Genomic DNA, 16,292 nt, shown 5'->3' on the forward strand with positions numbered 1-16,292 from the left:
TCCGTCTCGGCGCTCATCGTCTGTTGGCGCCTCCACGTCCACCGCTCCCCGCCTCACCGTTCGTGACGATCGGCCGAAACGTCCCTCTTCATCGAGGCGGGATGCGCGGAAAGATCGTCCTGATTTGCCCGACACGGCAAGCGCGCAAGCCTGCGACAGAGTGGCACGACAGGCAGTTGGTGCAGAAGGGGCATGCGAAGATCGCCCGTCGGGCGACTGTGCTGTGATCGGCAGCGGCGCCGTGTCCATTCACGCTGGTGCCGTACACCTCTGCTATTCGGCAGACCGACCGGGCCTCGAATCGACGCTGCCTCCGCCAAATGCCAATCCTTACGGCTGCTGTCCTTGGGGCCGCGACGGTCACTTTTCGTCATGTTGCGTGTGGGGACGACGTGAACCAATCGAGGACCACTTACTACGCCGAGCTGTACATCTATCCGATCGTTGTCGCCGGACTGCTGCTCTATGAACTTGCGGACAGCGGCTTGGCATTGCACCCGCGCTGGTTCGTCGCAGCCGCCTGCGGAGCGATACTCTGGACGCTCGCCGAATATCTGGTGCACCGGTTCCTGTACCATGAAGCGCCTGTTCTCAAGGATCTCCACGGGATGCATCACGCCCGTCCATCCGACCTCGTCGGAGCGCCGATCGGGGTCAGCGCCGTCATTTTTTGTTCATGGTTCTTCCTGGTCGCACGCGTCTCGGACGTCGAGATCGCAAGCGGAAGCGCGAGCGGCCTGATCCTCGGTTACGTTCTGTATCTGACGGTCCACGACGCGGTACATCGTTGGCCGCTGAGCGAAGACTCATGGCTGCGCAAGCATCGACTCCGGCATCTGCGCCATCATCGCGATCCCAAGCCGGGTAATTTCGGCGTCACGACGAGCTTCTGGGATCATGTGTTTGGCACTGCCATCGTGCCAAAACGCGCGCGCCCGCAAGACGCCTGACGGCGGCAAACGCTTCAATATGCCCGCGAGCCGTCCAAGCGAATGCCATGCGCGCCTTCCGAACGCTCGCTCAGTGTGCGCGATCGATCGATATCCGGTCCCCGATAGAGATGCTCGGGGACCGTTCCAAGCGTCGATTCATGCACCTGTTCCGGCGCAAGGCCGTAGAACCTTTGAAAACTCATGATCAGCGGCCGCCACCGGTCGGGATCGACCTTGTTCGGATCCGCCGGGTTGAGGATACGTTGCTCACAATAGACCCGTTGGACCCGAACCTCGAAGATCTGGACACGGCCACGCAACGCTGCATCGTTGCCGGCAAGATCGTGATGGGCCTCAACCACACACTCCATCTGCACGGGGCATTGCTTCACCCGCGGCGGGGCCACCGTCTCGGACGGCACCGGCGTGAACTCCGAGATGCCGAACTTGTCCTTCTCGCAACGATAGCCGCGCGCTCTCTTGCTATCCGGCACCGGATCGGAGCCGGTGGTGAGGGCGAGCTTGTCCACCAACGAAGCGCAGCCGACATCCGGCAGGTTGAGCACGCACTCCCGCGTGCGCAGCATGTTTTGCGGCGTCTTCGAGTGGGCCGCCAGTCCCAGAATGCAACGCCACCCCAGCCAGAATGCCGACGACATCGGCGCCAGATTGTAACTGCCATCCGCATTGGCCGTACTGATGAGGACCACCGGGGTTCCAAAGTAAAGGATCGATGGTTCCGTTCGTATATGCATGATGCTCGGCTCCGGGGTGAACTGCTCGGTGCAGCAGATATCGGCAAATGGAGCGCGCATTCCCACCCGAAAGCTGACAGCGAATGTCCGCCTTCTCTGCTGCTGACGTCTTACAGCACAGTGGCTAGAACGTGAGCCGGCAGATATGCCACGATCGGGTCATCGTCGCCCGATGATCGACGACTTTCGGATTCCAGCCAGGCCAGCACAATGAACACCCCCGCAAATCTCGCCGAGAAGCTCGCAACGTTCACCGACCGCTTCTCGCCGCGCACGGTCGCGACCTACAACGACAATGACATCATGGTGGCCAAGCTCGAAGGGCCATTCCACTGGCACAAGCATGACGACACCGACGATTTCTTCCTGGTGCTGAAGGGCACGCTCGACATCGAGCTGCGGGATCGCACCGTCACCCTCAATCCCGGCGAGGTCTTCGTGGTGCCAAGAGGGATCGAACACCGGCCGGTAGCCCGCGGCGAAGTGCACATCCTGCTGATCGAGCCGACCGGCACACCCAATAGCGGGGATAAGGCAACTGCCGCACCGCGCATCCTCGCCTGATCGAACACGGGGATCTGATAACGACGAATTGAGATCGGTTTGATGGGAAAAGCCGCGTTGCGGCCTCCCTCTTCAACAAAGCGTCAGTCGCGTCGGCTATAGCTGCACGCCAGATACGCGCCCATGGTCCTCCCCTGTATCGGGCTCGCTGCGCAGCGGTCCAGAGTTCGTCGTCCAATGACGACAGCGGAGAATGGCCGTGCAATCTTGAAAGACACACGTCATGCGATGGAAGAATACGAAATTCGAGTTCGGTGCCTTGGCCAAGCTGTTTCATTGGACCAGCGCCGCCGCTTTCATCGCCGCCTATATCGTCGTCTACTACGTCATCTGGTTCATGGACGATAGTTCGGATGAATCCCTGCCGGTTCTCAACATCCATTGGGTGCTTGGACTCTTCGTGGGCTTCTCGGTTCTGCCGCGCCTGTTCTGGCGGCTGATCAATGTGCAGCCGGAGCCGCCGCACGGCTCTGCGGTCGAACACCGGCTCGCTCAGCTGGCGCATGCGGGACTGTATGGCTTGCTGATCCTGCTGCCGCTGACCGGCTATATCGGCACCGACGCCAGCACCGATTTCGGCCTGTTCAAGGTGGCAAGCTTCCGCGAAACCATGTTGTTCGGCTGGATCGAAGACGGGCTGGGGATCAGTTGGGAGACCTTCGAGCCGCCGGTCGATGCCATCCACCATTTCGTCGGCAAATGGATCGCGTGGCCTGTCGTCGGGCTGCATGTCGCCGCCGCGCTGTTTCATCACGTAGTCCGCCGCGACGACGTTTTGACTCGCATGCTGCCGCATCGCCGGCCGGCCGCGGGCAGCCCAGCCTAGGCCCCTAAAATCCTACCAATCCGTTTTAGACTCCCTTAACAACGGTCGTCCGCCTGGCCCAACGACATCTCAGCGGACCGATATTCCCAAAACGCAAGTAAGCATTGCTTAATGGCGCATCCTCATAGTTCCGCTTTGCCGCGAGGTGAGCGGCGGCGGAAGCTTGTTTGCTTTCTCCGATCCGCAATCGGGACCGTGCCACAGACGAGTGTCTCCCGCGGGAACGGCAATGAGGGTGACAGCAATGCTACGCGGCTTGGTGCTGCGCTTCGCAAGACATCGTGAGGCCAACGTCGCCATCACATTCGCGCTGATGATGGTGCCGACGATCTATTTGTTGGGCATGGCGCTCGATTACACCCAGGCTGTGCGCAAGCAGGGCCAATTGGACGCGGCCGCCGATGCTGCGGCGATCGCCGCCGTCAGGCCGGCAATGTTGAATCAGACAAACGCCACCGTCGTCCAGCAGACAGCAGCGGCCGTCTTTGCGGCGAAGGCGAATCTTCCCGGTCTGGTCTCCGTGCCGGCGCCCACGATCACGGTCACCGATTCCGGCCTGCAGCGCACCATCACCGTTGCCTATACCGCGCAATCCATCAACAATTTCCCGTCCCTCCTCGGGACTCCGGCGTGGCAGCTCAAGGGCTCCGCTGTGGCTAAAGCCTCGAGCGCGCCCAACATGAATTTCTACCTGCTGCTGGATGACTCGCCGTCGATGGGGATCGGCGCGACTGCGACCGACATCAGCAACCTTATCGCCTACACCGCACCCAAATACCAGAAAGCGACATCGTCGCAGAATTGCGGCTTCGCCTGTCATGAAACCAATATCGCTCACGACGGCGGGACCAAGGATAACCTCGCGATCGCACGAGCTAACAATATCACCTTGCGGATCGATCTCGTGACGAGCGCCGTCAACCAGTTGCTCAATTCGTGGTCGAACTGTCCGCAGCCAGGCGTATCGGGGGGCGTCATGCAGTGCATGTCAGCCCTGAACAACACCACCTATAAAGCGGCCCTCTATACGTTCGACTTGGGTTTGAACACACTGGCCTCGTTGACCACCCCGACGGCGGCAGGAACCTCAGTTTCAAACATTGCGCTGATGCCGGTCGTCTACCAGAACTGCGTCGTCACGACGAGCAACTGTAAGACCGACAACGGGACCAACATCGCCGGCGCGCTCACCAGCCTCAACAACAGCATGCCTACTCCCGGTCTTGGCAGCAACACGTCTGGAGATACGCCCCAGGAGGTGATCTTCCTGGTCACCGACGGCTTCGAAGACAAAATCTCCGCAACTTGCCCCAACGGCACCTTCGCCTCCAACAGTCGATGCCAGCAGCCGCTCGACACCTCGATCTGCACGACCATCAAGAACCGAGGCATCAAGATCGCGATCCTCTACACCGAGTACCTGCAACTCAAGACCCCCAATATCCCGGTGACCGACAACTGGTATATGACTTGGGTAGACCCGTACGACGAGCCTTCGTCCTCAACCGGCACCATCGCGAAAAACCTGCAATCATGCGCCTCGCCCGGTTTCTTCGCCGACGTTCAGACCGGCGGCGACATCTCGACCGCGCTGACGAACCTCTTCCTCAAGGTCGCATCAAGCACGGCCAGCCTCGTGCAGTAGGATCAGCCCATGACTGCACCGGACCTCACATCGGCGAAGGCGCGCAGCAAGAGCTGCACCGCCTTCGTCAAGGACAGCAAGGGTGCGACGGCCGTCGAATTCGCCCTGGTTGCCGCACCGTTCCTTGCCCTCATCATCGCACTCTTTCAAACCTTCCTGGTTTTCTTCGCTCAGCAGCTGCTGGAGACGGTCGCGAGTCAATCCGCGCGCCTTGTCATGACCGGACAGGTGCAGACGCAGAACATGGATCAGGCAACCTTCAAGCAGCAGGTCTGCGGCAATATCCGCATCTTCTTCGACTGCAACAGCTTGATGGTCGACTTGCAAGTCGCCAATTCGTGGTCGTCAACCAACACGGGCATGCCCACGCTGACCTATGACAGCAACGGAAACGTCAGCAACAGCTGGCAATTCAACGCCGGCCACGCCGGCGATATCGTCGTTCTCCGGGTGATGTACGTCTGGCCGGTCATGCTGGGGCCACTTGGTTTCAATCTCTCGAATCTGTCGACCGGCAACAGGCTGCTCATGGCCTCCGCTGCGTTCCAGAATGAGCCGTCCTCTTAAGGAGTCAGATATGCTCGCCGGCCTGTCATTCCGAGTGCGGGGGCTATGGACCGACGCCAAAGCCGTGGCGGCGACGGAGTTCGCCATCGTGCTGCCGCTCATGCTGCTGCTGTATCTCGGCGGCATCGAACTCGGGAACGGGCTGGCCATCAATGTCAAGGTCAGCGAGACCTCGCACAGCGTCGCCGACATGATTTCGCAGAACACGCAGGTCACTGCGACTCAGATGCAAGCCATTCTTCAGGCTTCGTCCTCGATCATGGCGCCATATCCCGTGACGGACAGCAACGGCCCGCTCATCACGGTCACGGTGTCCGAGGTCTCCACCGACGGCAACGGCAATGCAACCGTGCAATGGAGCCAGTCGACCAATTCGACCGCGGCGAGGCCCGTCGGCCAGCCGATGACACTGTCCGCCTTCACCTCGAACACCACGCCAACCAACGCCAACATCTCCCTGATCCTGGGCGAGGTTTCCTATACCTATAAACCCAATCTCGGCTCCGGGGTCGTGGGCAACGTGACGCTGTCCGACAGCTACTATCTGTTTCCACGCTGCTCGACCAACGGTCCCACCACGTCGAACTATCCTTATTACGACGTCAAATACCCCGCGACCGCGACGTGTACCTGCATCCAGCATGTGCAGCAGAAGAGCTGCTGACAGGGGCCGCCCGCCCTGCTCCGTTTAGAACTGGAAGTACAAGAACTCCAGTCGCTGCCACATGCCGAACAAAGAAACCGTCAGCGCCGCCGCAACCAGCGCCGCCCAACCGGCTGAGGGGCGCCAGCGGAGCGTGCCGACATGCTCGGGCGGACGGCGATATTCCCGGTAACCCAGAATCTGCAGCGCGTTCGGCAGCCCAATCGCGATGACGAACGCAGACGTCATCATGGTAGCGCCGAGCCAGAAGAAGCCGTCCGAGCCGACCCAGATGGGCAGGCCAAAGGTGGTGAACACGCCGGACGGAACGTAGGCAGGCCCCTCCAGCGGATACCCGAACATCCCGCTAAACATCCGAAGTGCGCCGCCCAGCGTTGCCGCCCGAAAGAATACCCAGGCAAGCACGACGCTTCCGAAAGTGACGGACCAGCTCAGCACGCGCGTGGCTGCTGCTTTGGGCTTGCCATCCGTTCCGCGCAGCTTCCGCCAAAGATGGTTGGTGACGAGGTAGGCACCATGCAGCCCGCCCCAGATCACAAAATTCCACCCCGCCCCATGCCAGAGGCCGCCGAGCAGCATTGTCGTCATCAGATTGAGATACCGGCGCCCGCTGCCTTGCCGATTCCCGCCGAGCGGGATGTAAAGGTAGTCGCGCAAGAAGCGCGACAACGTAATGTGCCAGCACCGCCAGAACTCGATGATGGAGAGGCAACGGTAGGGAGAGCGGAAATTCACCGGCAGGCGGACGCCGAACAGCAACGCGAGCCCGATGGCCATATCGGAATAGCCGGAGAAATCGAAATAGATCTGCAAGGTGTAGGCGAGTGTCGCAAGCCAGGCGAAATGTGACGGCACCGTACCGCCCGCATCCAGATGAGTGAAGATCGGACTCACGAATTGTGACAGCTCATCTGCAATCATCACCTTCTTGAACAATCCGGCGGAGAAGATCGCCACGGCCCGAGCAGCCAGCACCGCCGCACGGTGGCTCGACGTTCGCTTGAACTGCGGGATCATCTCCGCGTGGTGAACCAGCGGACCCGCGATCAGATGCGGGAAGAAGCTGACGAACAACGCGTAGCTCACCACGTCGCGCTCCACCTTCGCGCCGCGCATGACGTCGACCAGATACGCGATCTGCTGGAAGGTGAAGAAGGAAATGCCGAGCGGCAGGACGACGTTTGCCGGCGCGAATTGCGCGCCTGTCACTGCACCCAGGCTGTCGAGCAGGAAATTGGAATATTTGAAATATGCGAGCAGTGCGAGATCGATGGTGACACCGAAGATGCCGACGACCCGGCGTCGCTTGCGGTCCTCCATGAGCAGGCCGAGCGTAAAATTCATGGCCATCGAACCCGCGAGCAGCAGCAGATATGCCGGATTCCAGGCGCCATAGAATATCAGCGATGCGGTCAGCAGAACGAGGATGCCCGCGCGTTGCGAGTGGCGGCGCGCCGCGGCAAAGGCCAGCAACGTGGCCGGCAGGAACTGAAAAAGGAATGTGAACGAGGAGAACAGCATTGTGCTAGTGAGCGAGCCGGGCGATCAGGCCGCGGGTATAGATCGGCATCCCGTCTTTATTCACGTGCATCTCGTCACTGAACTTGGCCGCGGTCAGTCCGTCTATGGCAGGGATATGGATGAGCGCAAAGCCGCAGCGATCGGCAGCATGCCGGAGTAGCTGCAGAGTCTCTGCTTCGTAACGGAGCCATTCGACATCGGCGCTGCGATCGCCCGGAATCCAAGGCGGCTCCACGACGGTGAGCTTGCGCGACAGGCGAGCAATCTCACACATGGCCTCGACGGCGGCGCGGGACTTCGGCCCCGAAATGTCCCAGTGCTCGTAGTGTGGATGCCGCCCGAGATTTGGATAATCCGGGGCTCTTCCGCTCAGCATCAGGACGCCGCCGCCCGGCGGTACCGTCCCATGCCTCGCCACTTCCTGGACCTCGGCGAGGCGTGCCGAAAAGGAGGCACGAATGTAGCGGACCAAGGTCCCGACCCGCAGCGGCAGAAATGTCGCCAGTTGCTGGAAGACATTCATCCGCGCGGCGACATCGAGCGGATAGACTGATGCCGAACGCACGCCCTCGTTAAAGATGAAAGGCGCGACGCTGAGCACAACATGCGCGTCACCAAATACGTCAGGGAAGGCTCGCGCCGCACCGAGCACAGCGAGAGGCTCACCAGCCTCATAGGCGATGTTGACCGCAAATCCCGGCTGCTGCCCCAGGAGCTTCGCCGCAAGGAGCGGGTCGACCCCGAACTCGGTCCGGCTTTCGCCCGCAAAGATCAGATGTGGGCGCGATTGCAACAGCGGCAATTTTCGGGCGAGCTCTTGCGGAATGTCGACATGGACCAGATCGGCCAGTGCGAGCAGGCCCGTAAACGCGGCCAGCCACAGGCAACACGTGCCGACGAGCACGCTCGCAATCCAAGTCAGGCAGGTGCCAGAGGCGCCCGCGGGAGCGAACGGAACTTGAAGCGACCCGACCTCGACCATCGTATCCTAGGAGCCGACCAACGCAGGGGGCAACTTGCGTCATCGGGGACCGTCATTGCAAGCCCAACGAATACGGACCCGCGGGCATGAGGCGGTAGGCTCGCTTCGCCGCTGCGGCCTGCTGCTGAGACCTCAGCAGCAGGCCGCAGCGGAAAAAGATCGTCCCTACTTGTTCGGCAGGTTGGTCCTGATGTGCAGCTCGCGCAGCTGCTTCACCGTCGCTTCCGACGGCGCGCCCATCAGCAGATCCATGGCCTGCTGGTTCATCGGGAACAGCGAGATCTCGCGCAGGTTCGTGGTGCCACAGAGCAGCATCACGATGCGATCGACGCCGGCCGCCATGCCGCCATGCGGCGGGGCGCCGTATTGGAACGCGCGGTACATGCCGCCGAAGCGCTCGACCACGTCCTGCTCGCCATAGCCCGCGATCTCGAACGCCTTCACCATCGCTTCCGGCTTGTGATTGCGGATGCCGCCGGAGGCGATCTCATAGCCGTTGCAGGTGATGTCGTACTGGAACGCCTTGATGGTCAGCGGATCCTGCGTCTGCAGCGCTTCGAGGCCGCCCTGCGGCATCGAGAACGGGTTATGCGAGAAGTCGACCTTCTTGTCGTCCTCGTTGTACTCGTACATCGGGAAATCGACGATCCAGGCCAGCTTGAACTGATCCTTGTCGGCGAGGTTCAGCTCATCTGAGACCTTGTTGCGCGCAAGGCCTGCGAACTTCCAGAATTTGTCCGGATCGCCAGCGACGAAGAAGGCGGCGTCGCCGTCCTTGGTGCCGAGCTGTTCGCGGATCGCCGCGGTGCGCTCCGGCCCGATATTGTTGGCAAGCGGGCCGGCGCCTTCATTGCCCTCGCGCCACATGATGTAGCCGAGGCCCGGCTGGCCTTCACCCTGCGCCCACGAGTTCATGCGGTCGCAGAAGGCACGGCTGCCGCCACCCGGCGCCGGGATCGCCCAGACCTGGTTCTTCGGGTCCTCCAGCATGCGCGCGAACACCTTGAAGCCGGAGCCGCGGAAGTGCTCGGAGACATCCTGCATCTCGATCGGATTGCGCAGGTCGGGCTTGTCGCTGCCGTATTTGCGGATCGCCTCCGCGAACGGAATGCGCGGAAACACCTCGGTGACCGGCTTGCCCTCGGCGAATTCGGCGAACACCCCGCGGACCACGGGCTCCATGGCCGCGAACACGTCCTCCTGGGTGACGAAGCTCATCTCGATGTCGAGCTGATAGAACTCGCCCGGCAGGCGGTCGGCGCGCGGGTCCTCGTCGCGGAAGCACGGCGCGATCTGGAAGTAGCGGTCGAAGCCGCTCATCATCAGCAGCTGCTTGTATTGCTGCGGCGCCTGCGGCAGCGCGTAGAATTTGCCGGGATGAATGCGCGACGGCACCAGGAAGTCGCGCGCCCCCTCGGGCGAAGACGCGGTCAGGATCGGGGTCTGGAATTCGAAGAAGCCCTGCTCCTTCATCCGGCGGCGCATGGAATCGATGATCGCCATGCGGCGCATGATGTTATTGTGCAGCTTCTCGCGGCGCAGGTCGAGGAAGCGGTATTTCAGGCGAATATCCTCGGGATATTCCTGCTCGCCGAACACCGGCAGCGGCAGCTCGCCGGCCGGCCCCAGCACCTCGATGTCGGCAACGTAAAGCTCGACCTGGCCCGTGGGTAGCTCCGGATTGTCGGTGCCCTCCGGACGGTGGCGCACCCTGCCCTCCATCCGCACCACCCATTCCGAGCGCAGCTTCTCGGCCGCGGAGAACGCCGGCGAATCCGGGTCCACCACGCATTGCGTGATGCCGTAATGGTCGCGCAGGTCGACGAATAGCACGCCGCCATGGTCGCGGATGCGATGGCACCAGCCGGACAGGCGGACGGTCTCTCCGATGTTGCTCTCGCGGAGCGCGCCGCAGGTATGGGTCCGGTAGCGATGCATGGTCGTCCTGAATTCGATCGTCTGAGGAGAGGGAATCGGCCGCGCCTTCAGGCGCCAGCCGATGCGCGGCCGGTTTAGCCGAGCGAACCCCGCGCGGCAACCGAATGCGCTCATCCTTTTTCGGCCGAGCCGCGGGAGACAGGCGCGGTTCGCCGGGCCGGGATGCCGCCGCCGGGCCTGCCGCCGAATTGAGCTGCCGCAGGATAGCTCAACTGACGGCCGTTTGGGCTCGAAAAGCCGGCGCGCCACGCCTATCTTTACCGCTATGACCGTGCATTTCCCCTTCCAGAACTCCTATGCCGCGCTGCCGGACAATTTCTTCGCCCGCGTCGCGCCAACGCCCGTCGCCGCCCCGCGACTGATCAAGCTGAACCGGCCGCTGGCCGAGGAGCTGGGGCTCGACCCAAAAGAGCTGGAGACGGCCGAGGGCGCCGATATCCTGGCCGGCAAGACCGTGCCCGCAGGCGCCGAGCCGATCGCGATGGCCTATGCCGGCCACCAGTTCGGGCATTTTGTTCCCCAGCTCGGCGACGGCCGCGCCATCCTGCTCGGCGAGGTCGTGGACCGGAACGGTATCCGCCGCGACATCCAGCTCAAGGGCTCCGGTCCGACGCCATTTTCACGCCGTGGCGACGGCCGCGCCGCACTCGGGCCGGTCTTACGCGAATACATCGTCAGCGAGGCGATGCATGCGATGGGCATCCCGACCACCCGTTCGCTGGCCGCGGTCGTGACCGGCGAGCCGGTCTACCGCGAAGGCGCCCTGCCCGGCGCGGTGCTGACGCGTATCGCATCCAGCCACATCCGGGTCGGCACGTTCCAATATTTTGCCGCTCGGGGCAACGTTGAGGCCGTCCGCCAGCTCGCCGATCATGTCATCGCCCGGCACTACCCTGAGATCATCGGCTCGGAACGGCCCTATCACGCCCTGCTCGATGCCGTGATCGCCCGGCAGGCTCGGCTGATCGCGCAATGGCTCCTGATCGGCTTCATCCACGGCGTGATGAACACCGACAACACCTCGGTCGCCGGCGAAACCATCGACTATGGCCCCTGTGCTTTCATGGACGCCTACGATCCCAAGCAGGTGTTCTCCTCGATCGACGAGTTCGGCCGTTACGCGTTTGCCAATCAGCCGCGGATCGGGCTCTGGAACCTGACCCGGCTGGCCGAGTGCCTGCTGCCGCTGCTCGACGAGGACAAGGAGACCGCGATCAAGCAGGCGGAAGCCGCACTCGACGGCTTTGCCGAGCAGTTCACGTCGGCCCATCAGGCCGGCCTGCGGCGCAAGCTCGGGCTGGCCACCGAGCGCGAGGGCGATCGCGAGCTGGCCCAGGCGCTGTTCGACGTCATGACCGCCGGCCAGGCCGATTTCACCCGCACCTTCCGCCGCCTGAGTGACGCCGCGGGCAGCGGTGACACCTCCGAGGTCCGGGCCATGTTCGCGGAGCCGGCCGGGTTCGACGAATGGGCCCCGCGCTGGCGCCAGCGCCTCGCGGAGGAACGCGAGACGTCCCCCGCGGCACGGCAGGCCGCGATGTGCGCGGTCAATCCGGCCTTCATCCCGCGCAACCACCGTATCGAGGCGGTGATCGCGGCCGCAGTCCGAGACGACGATTTCGCGCCGTTCGAAGAGCTGATCACCGTGTTGGCCAAGCCTTATGAGGACCAGCCGGCATTCGCCGCCTATGCCGAACCGCCGCAGCCCGAGGAGCGGGTGCTGCAGACATTCTGCGGCACGTAGCGACCGGTCCGGGCGTCAATCCGCTCCACGGAGCTATTAACCGCGCGTCCACCATCGCGACGCGCGGGATCGTGCGTTTAAGAAATGGTCAACGCAGCCCCGACAATTCTCGCGATCTGTCGGGAGATCGGCTGGTGGACGCTCTGGTTTTCGAATTCATGGGATTGGCGATGATCGCGCTGTGCGTCATCGCACTCGCCGTGCCCTGCGGCCGCCGGCGATCAGGCCGCGTGCGCAATCAGTAACGATCAAGCGGGAGCCGGTTCAACCTGCGGGCGCTTCCCACGAGCACTTCCCGGCCGCTTGGCCCTGATCCAGCCGAAATGCAAGCCCCGAATTCGTCCCAAGACCCTTGACATATCAGCGCTTTCGGACGACGGCGTAAGTCAGCGCGTCATGGATCATTCATGGACTTGATCACCACTACCGCGGACCTTGCGGCCGCCTGTACCCGCCTCGCCCGGCATCCCGTCATCACCGTGGATACCGAGTTCCTGCGCGAGACCACCTATTATCCCCTGCTCTGCGTGGTGCAGATGGCGAGCCCGGAAGAGGCGCTCGTCATCGACGCACTCGCCGATGGCATTGATCTGAAGCCATTCTTCGCGCTGATGGCCAATGAGAACGTGCTGAAGGTCTTCCACGCCGCGCGCCAGGATATCGAGATCATCTGGCACCGCGCCGGCATCGTGCCGCACCCGATCTTCGACACCCAGGTCGCCGCCATGGTGCTCGGCTACGGCGACAGCATCGCCTATGACCAGCTGGTCGAGCGCATCACCGGCCATCGCCCGGACAAGACCCACCGCTTCACCGACTGGTCACGCCGGCCGCTGACCAAGGAGCAGATCCACTACGCCGAGGCCGACGTCACGCATCTGCGCGATGTCTTTGCCGCGCTCGATGCCGACCTGAAGCGACGGCAACGGAGCGACTGGGTCAGCGAGGAGATGGAGGTGCTGACCTCGCCGCGCACCTACGACTTCCACCCCGAGCGGGCCTGGGAGCGACTGAAGACCCGGGTGCGCAAGCCGAAGGAATTGGCGGTCCTGATGGAGATCGCCGCCTGGCGCGAGCAGGAAGCACAGAGCCGCGACGTGCCGCGCAGCCGCGTGCTGAAGGACGATGCGATCGGCGACATCGCTACGCACGCGCCGACCTCGATCGAGAAGCTCGGCAATCTGCGTTCGCTGCCGAAGGGCTTCGAGCGCTCGAAATGGGGCGCGGACATCGTCGCCGCCGTGCAGCGCGGAGTGGCGCGCGATCCGGCCAGCCTGCCCAAGATCGAGAAGCCGCGCAACAACTCCAATGGAGCTGCGATCGTCGAATTGCTGAAGGTGTTGCTGCGGATGACTTCGGAGCGGCACGCCGTCGCCAGCAAGGTCATCGCGACCGTCGACGATCTCGAGCAGATCGCCCTCGACGACAACGCCGATGTCGCCGCATTGCACGGCTGGCGTCGCGACTTGTTCGGCGAGGCCGCATTGGCGTTGAAGCATGGCCGCCTGGCGCTCGCGATCGAAAAAGGTCGCGTTGTGCGGGTCGATCGCGGCAGTTAACACCAAAGGATGTAAATTCGCTGGTTTATTGCAGAATGCAAAGGGTCAATACAGATCCATTACAAATCATGTCTACTGGTTCAGATCGGATGACGGCCCACTCCCGCCGGTAAGGCCTCCCGCTCAGATATTGATGCTCATATTTCGGAACTAACGCTCGCATTTCGGAGCCAAACCACACTGGAATCAAAGACTTTTTTGTCCAATTCCGGACTTCGCGTTGCGAAGCCGCTAAGTCCGGAATTTGGACATTGCGTTCTCATATATTCTAGCGTTTCTCAAAATACGACGTACGCAAATGAGTTCGCTGTGATCCCAATATCGGCTGCCCACTAATCTGTCCCATTTTCCGGGCCCTGTTTGGCGGCCAATGCCTGCGAAACTTCGATAACAGCCATTGACAGAATATAGGCGCTAGTAGGTAAGTTGAGCTCACGCGCTTTTTCAACGGCCGCCTGGAGAGTGCGGGCCAATTCCTTGAGCTCTTCCTCTCGGGTCGCCATGACCTTCTCGTTTCTGGAGCTTATGCGTGAGCACGGACGATTGCGAATCGCGGGGAGAGAGGCTGCTGCGCCTGCTGCACGAACATCAATTGGATCTGAACGTCGTCGAGGGTCTGCGGCTCATCATTGCGTTCAACAAAATTAAAGAATCCTCCGATCGGCGCGTTCTGATCGAACTCGCCGAACGCCTGTCGAAGTAACTGCGCCATCGGCTGTCCGCTTACACCGCGACCTGACCGCTTGCGTCGGTCAGGTCGGCACATTTCACGACGCCTGCGAAATTGCCGATGACCTTGGTGACGACGAGCTTGTAGGACGCGACGTCGTCGATGCCCGGCCGGCGGCAGGCCACGGCATCCCCCACCACCTGATAACGATGGCTGCGATGAAAGCCGTCGACCACGGTCGACAGGATGGTTTCGTCGAGCGAGAAGCCGAGCACGACGCAGCGGATGCTGCGCATATTGGCCATGTACTCGGCAAAGCGCGAGGAGCTGTAGGCCGATGGGAGCGGATGCTCAAAGGCGAGTTCGCCGGGATTCGGCTTCAACTCCGTAATCCAATTGGTCAGGTTCGAGGCGGGATTGAACCAGGCCGCCTGCGCGATCCGCTTCAGATGGATCACCGGCCAGAGATTGTCGCGCCACAACGTCATGAGTTCGAGGCAGCGCGGCATGACCCGGTCACCATCGGCGATCAGATGCTTGCGCCCTTCCGCGAGATATTCGCATTGCAGGTCGGCGCAGATGAGCACCGGCGGATCATGCTCGATGGTGTCGACCATATCGCGGGGCTGGCTCATTGTCGTGCTGCCGCAACGCCGCGCAAGGGGGAAGATGGCGGCCGGCCCGCCGACAGGTCGAGCACGCCAGGCCGATCCCAATCGCCTTCAGGGCGGATGATCACATAGGGATCGCTGTCGAGCGTGATCGCGTCATCGCTCGGCTCGAGCTCCAGCACCATCTCGGTGTAGGAAAAGTCCGAGAAGGTCAGCTTGCGATTTTGCCCGATCGGCTTGGCGCCGAAATGCGCCCAGAAGTCGACCAGCCGGTCCTGCGCCTGACCGTAGATCTTGCGAAAACCCTTGCGTCTCACATAGTCGACGCTGGCCTGCACCAGCTTGAAGGACAGCCGCGAGCGGCGATATTGGTGACGCACGGCAAGCCGTTCGACCTTGGCAAATTCGCCGAAGAAGCGCACCCGCAGGCAGCCCGCCGGCTCTTTGCCGATGAAGCCGATGAAATGCGCGGCAACCAGGTCGTTGCCGTCGAACTCCTCTTCCATCGGGCAGTCCTGCTCGGCGAGGTAGACTGCAGAACGGATGGCCGTCACGAGCATGAGGTCGTTCGCATCGCGCGCGATGCGAACCGATATCGCCCGTGGGTTCGCCTTGTTGGTTGCAACGGAGCTAATGGCGTGCATCCGCGACACTCCTCGTCAACGATCGCTGTACTGAAACATGGGTGGACTGCATTGCCGACGGCACTCGATTCCAGGGCCGCTGATAGCACCACAGATCCGGCTGGAAGCTGGCGATGGGTTTGAAGCCCAGCGTCACCAGGAGCGCGCGCCCGTCTCGGCTTGATGGTTGCGCATAGTAATCCGCGCTGACAAATCGCGGCCCGCGAAGGAACCGAGCAACATTGGCGATTGCAACCGCCCCGCGACCGCGGGCGGCAAGCGCCCATACATAGATCGCCTCAACTTCTTCACCGGCGCCCGCGAGATATTCGCGCGAAGGCTGCGTCAGATCGATCTCATCCAATAGTAGCGCATCCATCCCGCTACTATTCAAATAGAGAAAGGCTATGCCCCCGAGCAGATTTGCGCCACTACGAAAGGCGAATATGGAGTGCTGATCATGCTTCCAGAACTGCTCGAGAGCCGTTTCCGAAATACGAACTCCCGGAATCTCTTTCTTGGCTATGGCCGCCAGCTCACCCAACTCGCCCAACTGCGCTGGGGCTGCGACAGCTGCTCGTGTCGGCGCAAGCGCGTCCAGCTCATGGCGACGCGCAAATTCCCTACTTCCTTGGAATATGTTCTGCATCTATGGTTCCCGCTGGTCTTGATCACTCATCATACCTGACGG

The 16,292-nt window shown here is 62.1% G+C and carries 17 protein-coding genes; 9 read left to right on the forward strand and 8 right to left on the reverse strand.

All coding sequences use genetic code 11. The features are described 5' to 3' along the window. The first annotated feature begins 257 nt into the window (after window positions 1–257). The gene (locus tag QX034_RS31750) at window positions 258–950 is read left to right on the forward strand and encodes a sterol desaturase family protein (RefSeq protein WP_315703558.1); all 693 of its coding nucleotides are present in this window, start codon (window positions 258–260) and stop codon (window positions 948–950) included. Window positions 951–964: 14 nt separating this feature from the next. Here the strand turns inward: QX034_RS31750 and QX034_RS31755 are convergent, their stop codons facing one another. After that, entirely contained in the window at window positions 965–1,747 is a 783-nt protein-coding gene (locus tag QX034_RS31755; RefSeq protein WP_315703557.1) for a flavin reductase family protein, read from the reverse strand. Between the two features lie 150 nt (window positions 1,748–1,897). On the opposite strand from QX034_RS31755, the gene QX034_RS31760 reads away from it, so the two are divergent. From QX034_RS31760 to QX034_RS31780, 5 genes are all read left to right on the forward strand, one after another. Beyond that, complete coding sequence (locus QX034_RS31760; RefSeq protein WP_315703556.1) at window positions 1,898–2,251, forward strand: cupin domain-containing protein; 354 nt, start codon at window positions 1,898–1,900, stop codon at window positions 2,249–2,251. A gap of 223 nt (window positions 2,252–2,474) precedes the next feature. Then, window positions 2,475–3,077, forward strand: a complete 603-nt coding sequence (locus QX034_RS31765; RefSeq protein WP_315703555.1) for a cytochrome b — start codon at window positions 2,475–2,477, stop codon at window positions 3,075–3,077. Window positions 3,078–3,321: 244 nt separating this feature from the next. Then, complete coding sequence (locus QX034_RS31770; protein WP_315704262.1) at window positions 3,322–4,722, forward strand: pilus assembly protein TadG-related protein; 1,401 nt, start codon at window positions 3,322–3,324, stop codon at window positions 4,720–4,722. 9 nt (window positions 4,723–4,731) lie between these two features. Beyond that, entirely contained in the window at window positions 4,732–5,289 is a 558-nt protein-coding gene (locus QX034_RS31775) for a TadE/TadG family type IV pilus assembly protein (RefSeq protein WP_315703554.1), read from the forward strand. A gap of 10 nt (window positions 5,290–5,299) precedes the next feature. Continuing rightward, window positions 5,300–5,953, forward strand: coding sequence for a TadE/TadG family type IV pilus assembly protein (locus tag QX034_RS31780; protein WP_315703553.1), 654 nt, complete (start codon window positions 5,300–5,302; stop codon window positions 5,951–5,953). A gap of 24 nt (window positions 5,954–5,977) precedes the next feature. Here QX034_RS31780 and QX034_RS31785 read toward each other — a convergent pair whose 3' ends face one another. The 3 genes from QX034_RS31785 to aspS all read right to left on the reverse strand — a co-directional run bounded on the left by QX034_RS31785 (window position 5,978) and on the right by aspS (window position 10,394). Beyond that, window positions 5,978–7,474: an MBOAT family protein gene (locus tag QX034_RS31785; RefSeq protein ID WP_315703552.1), complete on the reverse strand. Its 1,497-nt coding sequence runs from the start codon at window positions 7,472–7,474 to the stop codon at window positions 5,978–5,980. Between the two features lie 4 nt (window positions 7,475–7,478). Beyond that, window positions 7,479–8,378, reverse strand: coding sequence for a hypothetical protein (locus QX034_RS31790; RefSeq protein WP_315703551.1), 900 nt, complete (start codon window positions 8,376–8,378; stop codon window positions 7,479–7,481). A gap of 243 nt (window positions 8,379–8,621) precedes the next feature. After that, a complete protein-coding gene (gene aspS / locus QX034_RS31795; RefSeq protein WP_315703550.1) occupies window positions 8,622–10,394 on the reverse strand; it encodes an aspartate--tRNA ligase in 1,773 nt (590 codons plus the stop codon). Window positions 10,395–10,659: 265 nt separating this feature from the next. Between aspS and QX034_RS31800 the strand changes: the two genes are divergently transcribed. Both QX034_RS31800 and rnd read left to right on the forward strand, forming a co-directional pair. Further along, window positions 10,660–12,138, forward strand: a complete 1,479-nt coding sequence (locus QX034_RS31800; RefSeq protein WP_315729169.1) for a protein adenylyltransferase SelO — start codon at window positions 10,660–10,662, stop codon at window positions 12,136–12,138. Window positions 12,139–12,545: 407 nt separating this feature from the next. Beyond that, complete coding sequence (gene rnd / locus QX034_RS31805) at window positions 12,546–13,697, forward strand: ribonuclease D (protein WP_315703548.1); 1,152 nt, start codon at window positions 12,546–12,548, stop codon at window positions 13,695–13,697. Window positions 13,698–14,029: 332 nt separating this feature from the next. Here rnd and QX034_RS31810 read toward each other — a convergent pair whose 3' ends face one another. Further along, window positions 14,030–14,200, reverse strand: a complete 171-nt coding sequence (locus tag QX034_RS31810; RefSeq protein WP_315703547.1) for a hypothetical protein — start codon at window positions 14,198–14,200, stop codon at window positions 14,030–14,032. A gap of 26 nt (window positions 14,201–14,226) precedes the next feature. Between QX034_RS31810 and QX034_RS31815 the strand changes: the two genes are divergently transcribed. Next, complete coding sequence (locus QX034_RS31815; protein ID WP_315703546.1) at window positions 14,227–14,400, forward strand: hypothetical protein; 174 nt, start codon at window positions 14,227–14,229, stop codon at window positions 14,398–14,400. Between the two features lie 20 nt (window positions 14,401–14,420). Here QX034_RS31815 and QX034_RS31820 read toward each other — a convergent pair whose 3' ends face one another. Genes QX034_RS31820 through QX034_RS31830 form a run of 3 tightly spaced genes read right to left on the reverse strand, consistent with a single transcriptional unit; the run spans window position 14,421 to window position 16,250 of the window. Next, on the reverse strand, window positions 14,421–15,002 hold the full coding sequence (locus tag QX034_RS31820) for an isochorismatase family protein (protein WP_409977507.1): 582 nt from the start codon (window positions 15,000–15,002) through the stop codon (window positions 14,421–14,423). After that, window positions 14,999–15,622, reverse strand: coding sequence for a GNAT family N-acetyltransferase (locus tag QX034_RS31825; RefSeq protein ID WP_315703545.1), 624 nt, complete (start codon window positions 15,620–15,622; stop codon window positions 14,999–15,001). Before QX034_RS31825 ends, QX034_RS31820 begins: the two co-directional genes overlap by 4 nt. Further along, window positions 15,609–16,250, reverse strand: coding sequence for a hypothetical protein (locus QX034_RS31830; protein ID WP_315703544.1), 642 nt, complete (start codon window positions 16,248–16,250; stop codon window positions 15,609–15,611). Before QX034_RS31830 ends, QX034_RS31825 begins: the two co-directional genes overlap by 14 nt. Window positions 16,251–16,292 lie beyond the last annotated feature (42 nt).

Source organism: Bradyrhizobium sp. SZCCHNR3119 (genome assembly GCF_032487775.1).
Taxonomy (GTDB): Bacteria; Pseudomonadota; Alphaproteobacteria; order Rhizobiales; family Xanthobacteraceae; genus Bradyrhizobium.